The 12,999-nt window shown below is 72.8% G+C and carries 14 protein-coding genes; 6 read left to right on the top strand and 8 right to left on the bottom strand.

What is annotated here, in order from left to right; all coding sequences use genetic code 11:
• Positions 1-161 precede the first annotated feature (161 nt).
• On the bottom strand, positions 162-1,619 hold the full coding sequence (gene purF / locus NWP09_RS07885; RefSeq protein ID WP_258274974.1) for an amidophosphoribosyltransferase: 1,458 nt from the start codon (positions 1,617-1,619) through the stop codon (positions 162-164).
• Positions 1,620-1,742: 123 nt separating this feature from the next.
• Here purF and NWP09_RS07880 point away from each other — a divergent pair, with 123 nt between their 5' ends.
• Positions 1,743-2,603: an SDR family oxidoreductase gene (locus NWP09_RS07880; protein ID WP_258274973.1), complete on the top strand. Its 861-nt coding sequence runs from the start codon at positions 1,743-1,745 to the stop codon at positions 2,601-2,603.
• Between the two features lie 126 nt (positions 2,604-2,729).
• Here the strand turns inward: NWP09_RS07880 and NWP09_RS07875 are convergent, their stop codons facing one another.
• The gene (locus NWP09_RS07875; protein ID WP_258274972.1) at positions 2,730-3,908 is read right to left on the bottom strand and encodes a glycine C-acetyltransferase; all 1,179 of its coding nucleotides are present in this window, start codon (positions 3,906-3,908) and stop codon (positions 2,730-2,732) included.
• Positions 3,909-3,911: 3 nt separating this feature from the next.
• Positions 3,912-4,967 carry an L-threonine 3-dehydrogenase gene (gene tdh / locus NWP09_RS07870; RefSeq protein ID WP_258274971.1) on the bottom strand — a complete coding sequence of 352 codons (1,056 nt, stop codon included), beginning with the start codon at positions 4,965-4,967 and terminating at the stop codon, positions 3,912-3,914.
• A 158-nt stretch (positions 4,968-5,125) separates the two neighbouring features.
• On the opposite strand from tdh, the gene purM reads away from it, so the two are divergent.
• From purM to NWP09_RS07855, 3 genes are all read left to right on the top strand, one after another.
• Positions 5,126-6,220 carry a phosphoribosylformylglycinamidine cyclo-ligase gene (gene purM / locus NWP09_RS07865; RefSeq protein ID WP_258274970.1) on the top strand — a complete coding sequence of 365 codons (1,095 nt, stop codon included), beginning with the start codon at positions 5,126-5,128 and terminating at the stop codon, positions 6,218-6,220.
• A 296-nt stretch (positions 6,221-6,516) separates the two neighbouring features.
• Positions 6,517-6,960 carry a DUF4190 domain-containing protein gene (locus NWP09_RS07860; protein WP_258274969.1) on the top strand — a complete coding sequence of 148 codons (444 nt, stop codon included), beginning with the start codon at positions 6,517-6,519 and terminating at the stop codon, positions 6,958-6,960.
• A 113-nt stretch (positions 6,961-7,073) separates the two neighbouring features.
• Complete coding sequence (locus tag NWP09_RS07855; RefSeq protein ID WP_258274968.1) at positions 7,074-7,466, top strand: hypothetical protein; 393 nt, start codon at positions 7,074-7,076, stop codon at positions 7,464-7,466.
• Between the two features lie 46 nt (positions 7,467-7,512).
• On the opposite strand, the gene NWP09_RS07850 is transcribed toward NWP09_RS07855, so the two are convergent.
• The 5 genes from NWP09_RS07850 to NWP09_RS07830 form a co-directional block, all read right to left on the bottom strand.
• Positions 7,513-7,815, bottom strand: coding sequence for a DUF5652 family protein (locus tag NWP09_RS07850; RefSeq protein ID WP_258274967.1), 303 nt, complete (start codon positions 7,813-7,815; stop codon positions 7,513-7,515).
• Between the two features lie 99 nt (positions 7,816-7,914).
• Positions 7,915-9,327 (bottom strand): L-serine ammonia-lyase, encoded by a 1,413-nt coding sequence (locus tag NWP09_RS07845; protein ID WP_258274975.1) that lies wholly within the window; start codon positions 9,325-9,327, stop codon positions 7,915-7,917.
• 141 nt (positions 9,328-9,468) lie between these two features.
• Complete coding sequence (locus tag NWP09_RS07840; RefSeq protein WP_258274966.1) at positions 9,469-9,678, bottom strand: DUF3073 domain-containing protein; 210 nt, start codon at positions 9,676-9,678, stop codon at positions 9,469-9,471.
• 144 nt (positions 9,679-9,822) lie between these two features.
• Positions 9,823-10,197, bottom strand: coding sequence for a CrcB family protein (locus tag NWP09_RS07835; protein WP_258274965.1), 375 nt, complete (start codon positions 10,195-10,197; stop codon positions 9,823-9,825).
• Entirely contained in the window at positions 10,194-10,589 is a 396-nt protein-coding gene (locus tag NWP09_RS07830) for a CrcB family protein (RefSeq protein WP_258274964.1), read from the bottom strand. Before NWP09_RS07830 ends, NWP09_RS07835 begins: the two co-directional genes overlap by 4 nt.
• Before the next feature lie 84 nt (positions 10,590-10,673).
• Between NWP09_RS07830 and NWP09_RS07825 the strand changes: the two genes are divergently transcribed.
• Together NWP09_RS07825 and NWP09_RS07820 are read left to right on the top strand one after the other, a co-directional pair.
• Entirely contained in the window at positions 10,674-11,414 is a 741-nt protein-coding gene (locus NWP09_RS07825; protein ID WP_258274963.1) for a MerR family transcriptional regulator, read from the top strand.
• 68 nt (positions 11,415-11,482) lie between these two features.
• Positions 11,483-12,999 (top strand): efflux RND transporter permease subunit (locus tag NWP09_RS07820; RefSeq protein WP_258274962.1); only part of this gene is annotated, 1,517 nt, incomplete at its 3' end.

Below are 12,999 nucleotides of genomic sequence, written 5' to 3'. Positions count from 1 at the left end.
GCGCAGGGCTCGCCGCGCTGCTGCTCCACGCGGTGCCCGTGCCCGACGTCGTGCTCGGCGGCGCGATCGCGTGCCTCGTCGCAGCGCTCGGCGCGTGGGCGCCGGGCGTAGCCGAGCCTGCGGCGCCGGCGGAGGGCTCGCGCGCCTGAGCGGCGCGGCGACTAGCTCAGCTGGGTCCGCTCCACCCACTGGAGGTACTCGTCGGTGACGGTGCCCGTGACGTAGTCGCCCGTGAAGCACGACATCTCGAGGCCCTGGATGTCGCTCCCGTCGAGGATCGCGCGCTGCAGGTCGTCGACCTCCTGGTAGACGAGGAAGTCGCTGCCGAGCGCCTCGTTCACCTGCGGGATCGAGCGGCCTGAGGCGATGAGCTCGCCGCGCGAGGGCATGTTGATGCCGTACACGTGCGGGAAGCGCACGGGCGGCGCCGCCGACGTGAAGGTGACGGTGTTCGTGCCGACCGAGCGCATCATCTCGACGATCTCGCGGCTCGTCGTGCCGCGCACGATCGAGTCGTCGACGACGAGCACGTTCTTGCCGCGGAACTCGCTCTCGAGCGCGTTGAGCTTCTGCCGCACCGACTTCTTGCGCTGCTGCTGCCCGGGCATGATGAACGTGCGCCCGACGTAGCGGTTCTTGTAGAACCCCTCGCGGTACTCGATGCCGAGGCGGCGCGCGACCTCCATCGCCGCCGGCCGCGAGGAGTCGGGGATGGGCATGACGACGTCGATCGCGCCGGAGGGCGTGTACTGCGCGATCGTGTCGGCGAGCCGCTCGCCCATGCGCAGCCGCGACTCGTAGACGTTGATGCCGTTCATCACCGAGTCGGGGCGCGCGAGGTAGACGTACTCGAACGCGCACGGCATGAGCACCGGGCGGTCGTGCGTCATGGCCGACACGAGCTCGCCGTCGGGCGTGATGAAGACGGCCTCGCCGGGCGCGACGTCGCGCTCGACGTGGAACCCGCTGCCGCTGAGCGCGACCGACTCGCTCGCGACCATCCACTCGGTGCGGCCCGCGTCGCTCACGCGGCTGCCCAGCACGAGCGGGCGGATGCCGAACGGGTCGCGGAACGCGAGCAGCCCGTGGCCGGCGATGAGCGCGATGACGGCGTACGAGCCCTCGATGCGCTCGTGCACGCGGCGCACCGCGGTGAAGAGCCGGTCGGCGTCGAGGTCGCCGCCGCGCACGAGCGACTGCAGCTCGCTCCCGAGCACGTTGACGAGCATCTCGGTGTCGCTGCCGGTGTTCACGTGCCGGTGGTCGACCGTCGCGAGCTCGTGCTCGAGCTCGCGCGAGTTCGTGAGGTTGCCGTTGTGCACGAGCACGATGCCGTAGGGGGCGTTGACGTAGAACGGCTGCGCCTCGAGCTCGTTCTCGGCCTCGCCGCGCGTCGCGTAGCGCACGTGGCCGAGGCCGTAGTCGCCGAGCAGCGCGCGCATGTCGCGGGTGCGGAACGCCTCGCGCACCTGACCCTTGGCCTTCTTCAGGTGGATCGAGCGGCCCTCGGCCGTCGCGATGCCGGTCGAGTCCTGCCCGCGGTGCTGGAGGAGGGCGAGTGCGTCGTAGACCTGCTGGTTGACGCTCGAGTCGGAGACGATGCCGACGATGCCGCACACAGGCGAGCTCCTTCTGTCGCGGGGCTGACGCTCCAGCCTACCCGCGTCCCCGTGCCGCAGTCGGGCGGATGCGTCGGGTCACCGTCCACCGCGCTTCCAGCCAGCGGCGGCACAGTGGGGGACATGAGCTTCGACACCGAATCCATCAAGCACCTGCCCGAGCAGACCCAGGAGTGGCCCGGCTGGACGGATCGGCTCCAGCCCGTCCCCGATCACGGGGAGACGAGCTACGTCGGCCGCGGCCGGCTCGAGGGGAAGCGCGCCCTCGTCACCGGCGGCGACTCCGGCATCGGCCGCGCGACCGCGATCGCGTTCGCGAAGGAGGGCGCCGACGTCGCGATCGCCTACCTCCCGCAGGAGCAGGAGGACGCCGACGAGACGAAGCGCCAGATCGAGGCGGCGGGCCGCAAGGCGGTGCTCGTCGCGACCGACCAGCGCACCGAGCAGGCCAACCTCGACCTCGCGCAGCAGGCGGTCGAGGGCCTCGGCGGCATCGACATCCTCGTGAACAACGCCGGCTACCAGATGGCGCAGGAGTCGCTCGCCGACATCACCGACGCGCAGCTGCGCCAGACGTTCGAGACGAACATCTTCGCGATGTTCAACCTCACGCGCGCGCTGCTGCCGCACCTCGGCGAGGGCGCGAGCATCATCAACTGCTCGTCGATCCAGGCGTTCGACCCCTCGGACACGCTGCTCGACTACGCCTCGACGAAGGCGGCGATCAACAACTTCACGGTCAACCTCGCCGCGCAGCTCGGCAGCAAGGGGATCCGCGTGAACGCCGTCGCGCCGGGCCCGATCTGGACGCCGCTCCAGCCCTCGACGAAGCCCTCGGTGAAGGACTTCGGCATGAACGCGCCGCTCGGCCGCCCCGGGCAGCCGATCGAGGTGGCGACGGCGTTCGTCTACCTCGCGAGCGACGAGGCGAGCTACGTCTCGGGCACCGTGCTCGGCGTCACGGGCGGCAAGCCGGTCTTCTAGCCCTCGCCCCGAGCACAACGCAAGCCCGCGAGCCGCACTGCGCGGCCCGCGGGCTCGTTGCTGGGCGGGGGCCGCTACTTCGCGGCGCCGGGCTTGCGTTGTGCACGCCCCGAGGGGCGGCCGGGGTCAAGCCGCGACGCGGTCGCGCGCCGCGGCGAACGCCGCGACCGCGCGGTCGACGTCGGCGTCGGAGTGGGCGGCCGAGAGCTGCACGCGGATGCGGGCCTCACCGCGCGGCACGACGGGGAACGAGAATGCGGTGACGTACACGCCCTCCTCGAGCATCGCATCCGCCATCTGCGCCGCGAGCCGGGCGTCGTGGAACATCACCGCGGTGATGGGGTGCTCGCCCGGCAGCAGCTCGAAGCCGTGCGCCTCCATGCCCGCGCGGAACCGCTCGGTGTTGCGGCGCAGCTGCTCGCGCAGCTCGCCCGCGCTCTCGACGAGGTCGAGCGCCGCGAGCGAGCCGGCGACGACCGAGGGCGCGAGCGCGTTCGAGAAGAGGTAGGGGCGCGAGCGCTGACGCAGCAGGTCGACGATCTCGCGGCGCGCCGCGATGTAGCCGCCCGAGGCGCCGCCGAGCGCCTTGCCGAGCGTGCCGGAGATGATGTCGACGCGGTCCTGCACGCCCGCGAGCTCCGGCGTGCCGGCGCCCGTCGCGCCGGTGAAGCCGACCGCGTGCGAGTCGTCGACCATCACCATCGCGTCGTAGCGCTCGGCGAGGTCGCAGATCGCCTCGAGCGGCGCGAGGTAGCCGTCCATCGAGAACACGCCGTCGGTGACGATGAGCCGGCGGCGCGCGCCCGCGGCCTCCTGCAGCCGCGCCTCGAGCTCGGCCATGTCGCGGTTCGCGTAGCGGTGGCGGGCCGCCTTCGACAGGCGGATGCCGTCGATGATCGACGCGTGGTTGAGGGCATCCGAGATCACCGCGTCGTCGGGCCCCAGCAGCGTCTCGAACAGCCCGCCGTTCGCGTCGAAGCACGACGAGTAGAGGATGCACGCCTCCTGGCCGAGGAACGCGGCGAGCCGCGACTCGAGCTCGAGGTGCTGGGTCTGGGTGCCGCAGATGAACCGCACCGAGGCCATCCCGAAGCCCCACTCGTCGAGCGCGGCCTTGGCCGCCTCGACGATGCGCGGGTCGTCGGCGAGGCCGAGGTAGTTGTTGGCGCAGAAGTTCAGCACCTCGGCGCCGTTCGCGACGACGGTCGCCGCCTGCGGGGAGGCGATCGCGCGCTCGCGCTTGGTGAGGCCTGCGGCCTCGATCTCGGCGAGCTCGTCGGCGATGGAGTCACGGATGGAGTACACGGGTCACGCTCCCTGCAGATCGGTGAAGTCGAGGACGACCTTGCCCGCATCGCCGGAGCGGGCGCGCTCGAACGCGGCCTCCCAGTCGGCGAAGGCGAAGCGGTCGGTGATGACGGGGGAGACGTCGAGCCCGGTCTGGGCCATCGCCGCCATCGCGTACCAGGTCTCGAACATCTCGCGCCCGTAGATCCCCTGGATCGTGAGCATGTGCGAGACGACCTTCGCGAAGTCGACCTCGATGGGCTGCGCGGGCAGGCCGAGCATCGCGATGCGGCCGCCGAAGTTGAGGTTCTCGATGATGCCGACGAGGGCCGAGGGGGAGCCCGACATCTCGAGCGCGACGTCGAAGCCCTCCTGCATGCCGAGCTCGCGCTGCACGGCCCCGATCGACTCCTCCCGCGGGTTGAGCGCGCGGAAGCCGAGCGAGCGGGCCAGCTCGAGCCGCGGCTCGGCGATGTCGGTGATCACGATGTGGCGGGCGCCCGCGTGCCGGGCGACCATCGCGGCCATGAGCCCGATGGGGCCCGCGCCGGTCACGAGCACGTCCTCGCCGATGACCGGGAACTTCAGGGCGGTGTGGACCGCGTTGCCGAACGGGTCGTAGATGCCGAACACGTCGAGCTGCTCGGGCGTCGCGGTGGCGGCGGTGAGCCCCGGGTGCACCCACACGTTCGTCGCGGGCAGCACGACGTGCTCGGCGAAGCAGCCGTCGCGCTGCACGCCGAGGTTCGAGGTGTGGATGCACAGGTGCCGGCGGCCGGCGCGGCAGTTGCGGCAGTGCCCGCACACGACGTGCCCCTCGCCGCTCATCAGCTGCCCGACGGCGTAGTCCGTGACGCCCTCGCCCACCTCGACGATCTCGCCGCAGAACTCGTGCCCGACGGTCAGCCCCGGCGTCACCGCGGACTGCGCCCACGCATCCCACCCGTCGATGTGCAGGTCGGTGCCGCAGATGCCGGCGCGCAGCACGCGCACCTTCACGTGGCCAGCGGGGGTCTCAGGCTCGGGCAGCTCGATGAGCTCGAGCCCCGGCTTGCCTCGGGTCACGAGTGCGCGCATGGGTGTCTCCGTCGACGTGGTGGGTGTGCCGCGCCCATCCAACCACCCGCGAGCGCTTCTCGACCGGGTCAGTGGTCGGCCGGCGCGATAATCGCGTCCGCCGACCACTGACCCGGTTGAGAGCGAGGACGGCGCGCGGCGCTCGGTAGCCTGGACGCATGACCGATCCGTATGCGTCCGCCGGCGTCGACACCGGGGCGGGCGACCGCGCGGTCGAGCTCATGAAGGCCGCGGTCTCGCGCACCCACGGTCCCGGCGTGCTCGGCGGCTTCGGCGGCTTCGCGGGGATGTTCGACCTCTCGGCCGCGGGCGCGTACGCGAAGCCCCTCCTCGCGACCTCGACCGACGGCGTCGGCACGAAGCTCGCACTGGCGCAGGCGATCGACAAGCACGACACGATCGGCCAGGACCTCGTCGGCATGGTCGTCGACGACATCGTCGTCGTCGGCGCGAAGCCGCTCTTCATGACCGACTACATCGCGTGCGGCAGGGTCGTGCCCGAGCGCATCGCCGACATCGTGCGCGGCATCGCCGAGGCGTGCGAGGCCACCGGCACGGCGCTCGTGGGCGGCGAGACAGCCGAGCACCCGGGCGTCATGGCGCCCGACGACTACGACATCGCGGGGGCGGCGGTCGGCATCGTCGAGGCGGATGCGGTGCTGGGCGCCGAGCGCGTCGCCGAGGGCGACGTCGTGGTCGCCATGGCCTCCTCGGGGCTGCACTCGAACGGCTTCAGCCTCGTCCGCCACGTCCTCGCGGAGCGCCGCATCGCGCTCACCGACAGGGTCGACGAGCTCGGCGGCGTGGCTGCCGAGGTGCTGCTCGAGCCGACGCGGCTCTACACCCTTCCCGTGCTCGGGATGCTCGAGCAGGGGCTCGGCGTGCACGCCGTCTCGCACGTCACCGGCGGCGGCATCGCCGCGAACCTCGCGCGCGTGCTGCCGCAGGGCCTCGCCGTCGAGGTCGACCGCTCCGCGTGGCAGGTGCCGTCGGTGTTCGACGCGCTCGCGGAGCTCGGCGACTTCCCCCTCACCGACGCGGAGGGCACCTGGAACCTGGGCCTCGGGATGCTCGTGGTCGCGTCGGCCGCGGACGCCGAGCGCGTCGCTGCGGCGAGCGCTGCGGCCGGCATCCCGGCGAGCGTCGTCGGGACGGTGGAGCGCGCGCCCGCGGCCCTCGAGGGCGGCGGCTGGGTGCAGGGCGCGAAGGGCGTCGACGGCGGCGCGGTGCGGCTCACCGGCAGCTACCGCTGACCGCTGCCGGCCCCCACGGCGAGTCGGTCGTGCGTCCAGGAGATCTTGAGGCGCGCGGCGTACGGTGCATCCGTTCGCACGGGCGTGACCCGCACTGAGACCAGGGAGGACGCGGCATGGCGCAGGACCCGGGCCGCTTCCAGCAGCCGGAGCCCGATCGGCGACGTCGCGCCTCTGAGCAGTCGCCGCCGGAGCCGACGAGCCCGAGTGCGGCCGCTCCGCACGACGCGGCGCCCCGCTTCTCGCGGACGCAACCCGGCCCGACCCCCACGATGGGGCCGCCGCAGACTCCCACCATGGAGCAGGCCGACGGCGCGCGGCCGAACCCCGCCTACATCCCGCCGAACGTCGCGCAGCGCTACTCGACGCCGGTGTCCGGCGGCGACGCGCAGCTCATCCACCCGGCCGCCGCGCAGCTCACGCGGTACACGCAGTACGGCGTGCCGGTGTACCGGGCGCCCGTGTACTCCTATGCCGCCGCCCCGCAGCGCGGCCTCTCCATCACCGCGATGGTCCTGGGCCTGTGCTCGGCGGTCTTCGCCTGGACGCTCGTCGTCGTGCCCATCATCGGCGTCGTCTTCGCGATCATCGCGCTCCGCCGCGAGCCCGCGGGGCGACGGATGGCCATCACGGGCCTCATCGGCTCGGCGATCGGGATCGTCCTCGTGCTCGCGCTCTACCTCGCGCCGCTCATCGGCCTGCTGGGAGTGCTCATGATGGGCCCGACCAGCGGTCCCTGACGTTCGCCGCCCGTTCAGCCGCCGTGCACCGGACGGTTCGACGCGGCGCACCGGGCGGCCATAGGCTGAGCGCTGCGCTCCCGCGCCGCTCCCACCAGCACGCAAGGAACACGATGACCTACACGCCTCCCGAGCAGCCCGCGCAGGGCGGGTACGAGCCCGCCCAGGGCGGCTACCAGCCGGCCGCGCCCACGGGATACCAGCCATACGACGCGGGCCAGTCGATGTACGGCTCGTACGCGGCGGCGCCGGTGTCGACGAAGCGCACCATGTCGCTGTGGGGCCTGATCCTCGGCATCTCGAGCATCGTGCTCCCGCTGTTCGTCAACGCGATCGCGGGCGGCGTGCTCTCGGGCATCGGCCTCGCGAAGGAGCCCGCGGGCAAGACGATGGCGATCTGGGGCCTCGTGCTGTCGGTGCTCGGCTTCATCTGGGCGTTCATCTTCTGGCCGCTCGTGTTCGCGGTCATCGTCGCCGCGGCGTTCTCGAGCCAGTACTCGTACTGACGCGCACGCGCGGCGCCCGCTCCACGGGCGCCCGCGTCGCGCAGCCTCAGGTCTCCTGCCGGTGGCCCAGCTGCTCGGGCTCGCCCGTGCGCGCGCGGATCTCGGCCTCCTCGCGCTCGAGCTGCCGGCGCCCGCGGCGCACGCCGAAGAGGTAGATCGCGTCGAGCACCCCGAGGGTGTTCGTCACGAGCAGCGCGCCGAACCACGGCTTGCTGTCGTCCTTCGCCGCCCGCCAGAGCGACGCGCCCTTCCACGCGAGGCTCCACGCGACGAGGGCGAGCACGCCCGCACGCGTCCCCGGTCGCTGCATGCTCGCGGCGAGCGCCGCCCGGTCCATCGATCCGCGCACGAGAGCCCCCTTCCGACGCCGCAGCCCGCGCCCTGCGCGCACGCGGCGGCCGAGGTCACTGTCGCACGTCGACGGCGCGACCGCGAGTGGCCAGTTGCCTCAGCACTCGATGAAGGCCACGGCGAGGCCGCCGAGCGCGGTCTCCTTGTACTTGTCGCTCATGTCGGCGCCCGTGCGCCGCATCGTCTCGACCGCGGTGTCGAGGCTCACGTAGTGGGTGCCGTCGCCCTGCTTGGCCATGCGCGCGGCGTTGATCGCCTTGACGCTCGCCATCGCGTTGCGCTCGATGCAGGGGATCTGCACGAGCCCCTTGATCGGGTCGCACGTGAGGCCGAGGTTGTGCTCGATGCCGATCTCGGCGGCGTTCTCGATCTGCGCCGGGGTCGCGCCCAGCACGGCGGCGAAGCCCGCGGCGGCCATCGCGCAGGCGGAGCCGACCTCGCCCTGGCAGCCGACCTCGGCGCCCGAGATCGACGCGTTCGACTTGATGATGATGCCGATCGCGCCGGCGACGAGCAGGAACCGCACCTCCCACGGCACCTCGTCGTCGACGCAGTTCGCGAAGCGGTCGGCGTAGTGCATGACCGCGGGGATGATGCCCGCCGCGCCGTTCGTGGGCGCGGTGACGACGCGCGCGCCGGCCGCGTTCTCCTCGTTCACCGCGAGCGCGTAGAGGTTGACCCACTCCATGCCCTCGAGCAGGTCGGGGCGCCCCGCCTTCGGGCTCGCGTCGCGCTCGAGCAGCTTCGCGTGCCAGTCCTTCGCGCGGCGCTTGACGTCGAGCCCGCCCGGCAGGATGCCGTCGGTCTCGATGCCGTGGGCGACGCACTCCTGCATGACCTCCCAGATGCGCTCGAGCTGGGCGATGGTCTCGTGTCGGGGGCGCCAGGCCGACTCGTTCTCGAGCATGAGCTCGTGCACCGAGAGGCCGGTCTGCTCGCAGAGCGCGACGAGCTCGTCGCCGTGGCTGAAGGGGTAGCGCACCGGGTGCAGCTGCTCGGCGGGCTCGGGCACGGGGGAGAGGACGTCGCCCTCGTCGTGCCGCATGACGAAGCCGCCGCCAATCGAGTAGTACCCGGCGCTCGCGATCGTCTCGTCGGATGCGTCGTAGGCGGTGATGCGGAGGGCGTTCGGGTGCTCGCGCCGCACGGTGAGCGGGCGGAAGACGAAGGCCTTCGCCTCGTCGAACGGCACGCGGTGGCGGCCGCCGAGCAGCAGCTCGCCGCTCGCGCGGATCTCGTCGAGCGTCGCGGCGATCTGCGGCGTCTCGACGGTGTCGGGCGCGAGCCCCGCGAGCCCGAGCATGATCGCCGTGTCGGTGCCGTGCCCGGAGCCGGTCGCGCCGAGCGAGCCCAGCAGGTCGATGCGCAGCCGCACGATCTCGTCGAAGCGGCCCGTCGCATCCGCCTGGCCGACGAAGTCGAGCGCCGCGCGCATGGGGCCGACGGTGTGCGACGACGACGGGCCGATGCCGATCTTGAACAGGTCGAGGACCGAGAGCGACTCGAACACGGGCGCGGTCGCCGTCGCGTGGCTGCCGACCTCGACGGGCTCCTGGAGCTTGGCGTTGGTGATGGCGTGCGACGTCACGGTCGGCTCCTTCGGGTCATCGGCCGGGCGCCGTCGTGCTCGACGGCAGCGCCGGCCCCTCGCTCAGGCGCTGCGCCCCTGCTGCTCCTCGGCGTAGTCGTCGCCGGTGCCGGGGGTGTACTCGGCGTAGTCGGCCCACTTGTCGACGAGGTCGTCGTTCGCGGGGGCACCGCCGAGCTCCTGCTGGAGCACGGAGTAGTTGATGTTCGGGCTGAATGACTTCAGCTCACGTGCCAGCTTCGTGTGCTTGGCCTTCTGGCGACCACGACCCATGCTGGACCCCCCTTGCGGACGGCGCCGGCCGACGGGCCGACGAACGGTGTGAGAACTGGGATGATCAGTCCAACTTCCATCCTAGCATCGCGCCCGTCTGGCGGCTGTGGCCGGGCCATGCCGGGGGATAGGGTCTCGCGCCCGTCACGCGGCGGTCGCCGGCGCGAGCAGCGCGCCCACGAGCAGGCCGGCGGATGCGGCGAGCGCGCCGCCGAGGACGGTCGCGGCGATCGTCGCGAGGGCGCGCCCGCTCCGGCGCCCCTCGAGCTGCTCGACCGCCTGCACCGCGAACGCCGAGTAGGTCGAGAGCCCGCCGCAGAAGCCGGTCACGAGCACGGCCCTCCACGCGTCGTCGAGCACGAGCACGCCCGTGAGCGCGCCCGCGAGCAGGCTCGCGACGAGGTTCACGAGGATCGTCGCGCGCACCGGGCGGCGGTGGGGGAGCGCGCCCGCGAGGAAGCGCACGACCGCGCCGAGCCCGCCGGCGGCCGCGAGCCCGAGCAGCTCGATCGCGCTCACCGCGCGCGGCTCCGCGCGAGGCGACGGCCGAGGGCGAGCCCCGCCCATGCGGCGGCGAGCGCCGAGAGCAGTGCGGCGAGCGCGAAGGCGATGCCCGGGAGGGCGGGCACGACCGCACTCCAGCCCGCTCCCGCCGCGCTCAGCGCGACGCTCGCGACGGCGACCCCGCTGAAGGTCGTGAAGCCGCCGAGCACCCCCGCGCCGGCGCCGTGCCGCAGCCACGCCGGGGCGTCGGCGAGCGCCGCGACGGAGAGCCCGAGCAGGCCGCTCCCGAGCGCGTTCACGAGCAGCAGCGCCCACCCCTGCTCGATCGACGCCTCGAGCACGGCGCGCGCCGCAGTGCCGATGGCGCCGCCGATCGCGACCGCGACGATCGAGGGCAGCAGGGGCACGCGCGCAAGGCTACGGCGCGCGAGAGCGGGATCCGACATCCGCCGCTTGACGTTGACGCGGCGTCAACCCCTACCGTCGTCGGCATGGAGTGGTCGATCCAGCGCATCGCGAGGCTCGCCGGCGTCTCGAGCCGCACGTTGCGGCACTACGACGCCGTCGGGATCCTCGCCCCCTCCCGCACGGATGCGGCGGGGATGCGGTGGTACGACGAGGCATCGCTCGCGCGCCTGCAGCGCATCCTGCTGCTGCGCGGCCTGGGCGTCGGCATCCCCGCGATCGCCGAGAGCCTCGAGCGCGCGAGCGACGAGGAGGCGCTGCGCGCGCACCTCGTCGACCTCGAGCGCGAGTCCGACCGCATCCGCAGGCAGATCCGCGCCGTCGAGCAGACGCTGCGGGCACGACAGGAAGGACGGGCCATGGCGGCTGAGGACGCGCTCGACGGATTCGACCAGAGCCGGTACGAGCAGGAGGTCACCGAGCGGTGGGGCCGGAAGGCCTGGGAGGACGGGCAGGCGTGGTGGCGGCGCATGTCCGACGACGACAAGCGCGCCTTCCAGCAGGAGCACCTCGACATCGCGGCGGGCTACGCGGCCGCGCGAGCGGCCGGCGCGCCGGTCGACGCCGACGAGGTGCAGGCGCTCGTCGCCCGCCACTACGCGTGGGTCGGCGCGGGCTGGCAGACGGAGGCGCCGCCGCTCGAGGCGTTCGCGGGCCTCGGCGACATGTACGTCGCCGACGAGCGCTTCGCCGCGAACTACGGAGGCCCCGAGGGGGCCGCGTACGTGCGCGACGCGATGCGCGCGTTCGTCGAGCGGCGCGCATAGCCGGCGCGCGGGGCGATCCATAGCCGAGGAAGGCTCGCCCCACCGGGGACGGGTGGCAGGATCGACGGGTGCACCTGCTCTCGCTGGCCAGCCTCAAGAACCGGGCACTCGTCGCGCTCGCGACGATCTGCATCGCGATCTTCGGCGGCGTGGCGCTCGCGAGCCTCAAGACCGAGCTGACGCCGGAGCTCGAGCTGCCGGCGGTCGTCGTCACGACGACGCTCGCGGGCGCGAGCCCGGAGATCATGAGCGAGGACGTCACCGGCCCCATCGAGCGGGCGATCCAGTCGGTGCCCGGGCTCGAGGGCACGAGCGGCACGTCATCGACCTCCTCGAGCGTCGTGGTCGCGCAGTTCACCTACGGGATCAGCATCCCGACCACCGAGCAGCGCGTGCAGCAGGCGGTCAACCGCATCGCGAGCCAGCTGCCGGAGACCGCCGAGCCGACGGTGCTCACGGGCTCGATCGCCGACTTCCCGGTGCTGCGCATCGCCGTCTCGGGTCCCGGCGAGCCGTCGGCGCTCGTCGACCGGATCGAGACGATCGCCGTGCCGCAGCTCGAGCGCACCGACGGCGTGCGGGCCGTGCAGCTGCAGGGCGCGCCCGGTCAGCGCATCACCATCAGCCCCGATGACGCAGCGCTCGCCGCGCGCGGCCTCTCGCGCGCCGACATCGCCGACGCGGTCGACGAGCACGGGCAGCTGCTGCCGGGCGGCACGGTCGACGACGGCGACCAGACGCTCAGCGTGCAGATCGGCGCGCGGCTCGAGTCGGTCGACGACGTCGCCGGCCTCCCGCTCACGGGCGACACCGCGATCGGCGACGTCGCCGACGTCGCGCTCGACGAGGACCCGATCTCCTCTGTCGCGATCGTCGACGGCGAGCGCGCGATCATCCTCTCGATCACGAAGACGCAGGCCGCGAACACGGTCGACGTCTCGCACGCGGTGCAGGAGCTGCTGCCGAGCATCCGCGAGGAGCTCGGCGAGGGCGTGGCGTTCACGACCGTGCTCGACCAGGCGCCGTACATCGAGCACTCCATCGAGGCGCTCGCGGTCGAGGGCGCGCTCGGCCTCGCCTTCGCGGTGCTCGTCATCCTCGTGTTCCTCTGGTCGCTGCGCTCGACCCTCGTGACCGCCGTCTCGATCCCGGTGTCGGTGCTCATGACGTTCGTCGGCATGTGGGGCGCGAGCTACTCGCTCAACGTCCTCACGCTCGGTGCGCTCACGATCTCGATCGGCCGCGTCGTCGACGACTCGATCGTCGTGATCGAGAACATCAAGCGCCACATGGCGTTCGAGCCGTCCCGCTCGAAGGCGATCCTGGATGCGGTGCGCGAGGTCGCGGGAGCGATCACGGCGTCGACGCTCACGACGGTCATCGTCTTCCTGCCGCTCGCGTTCGTGAGCGACATCACGGGCGAGCTCTTCCGGCCGTTCGCGCTCACCGTGACGCTCGCGCTCGCGTCGTCGCTCGTCGTCGCGCTCACGATCGTGCCGGTGCTCGCATCCTGGCTGCTGCGCCGCCCGAAGGAGGCGGTCGCGGCGGAGGCGGCCGCCGCCGCGCGCGCCGCCCGGGCCGCGTC

The sequence above is a fragment of the Agrococcus sp. HG114 genome (assembly GCF_024723325.1).
Lineage (GTDB): Bacteria > Actinomycetota > Actinomycetes > Actinomycetales > Microbacteriaceae > Agrococcus.
The sequence above is the reverse complement of the archived record's forward strand: the minus strand, read 5'-3'. Positions and strand labels throughout refer to the sequence as shown.

Coding starts and splice junctions, on each gene's coding strand:
- tdh (WP_258274971.1), bottom strand. CDS start 4,967: ATGCGCGCACTCGTGACCCGAGGCAAGCCGGGGCTCGAGCTCATCGAG.
- NWP09_RS07840 (WP_258274966.1), bottom strand. CDS start 9,678: ATGGGTCGTGGTCGCCAGAAGGCCAAGCACACGAAGCTGGCACGTGAG.
- NWP09_RS07825 (WP_258274963.1), top strand. CDS start 10,674: ATGGAGTGGTCGATCCAGCGCATCGCGAGGCTCGCCGGCGTCTCGAGC.
- purM (WP_258274970.1), top strand. CDS start 5,126: ATGACCGATCCGTATGCGTCCGCCGGCGTCGACACCGGGGCGGGCGAC.
- NWP09_RS07860 (WP_258274969.1), top strand. CDS start 6,517: ATGGAGCAGGCCGACGGCGCGCGGCCGAACCCCGCCTACATCCCGCCG.
- NWP09_RS07880 (WP_258274973.1), top strand. CDS start 1,743: ATGAGCTTCGACACCGAATCCATCAAGCACCTGCCCGAGCAGACCCAG.
- NWP09_RS07855 (WP_258274968.1), top strand. CDS start 7,074: ATGACCTACACGCCTCCCGAGCAGCCCGCGCAGGGCGGGTACGAGCCC.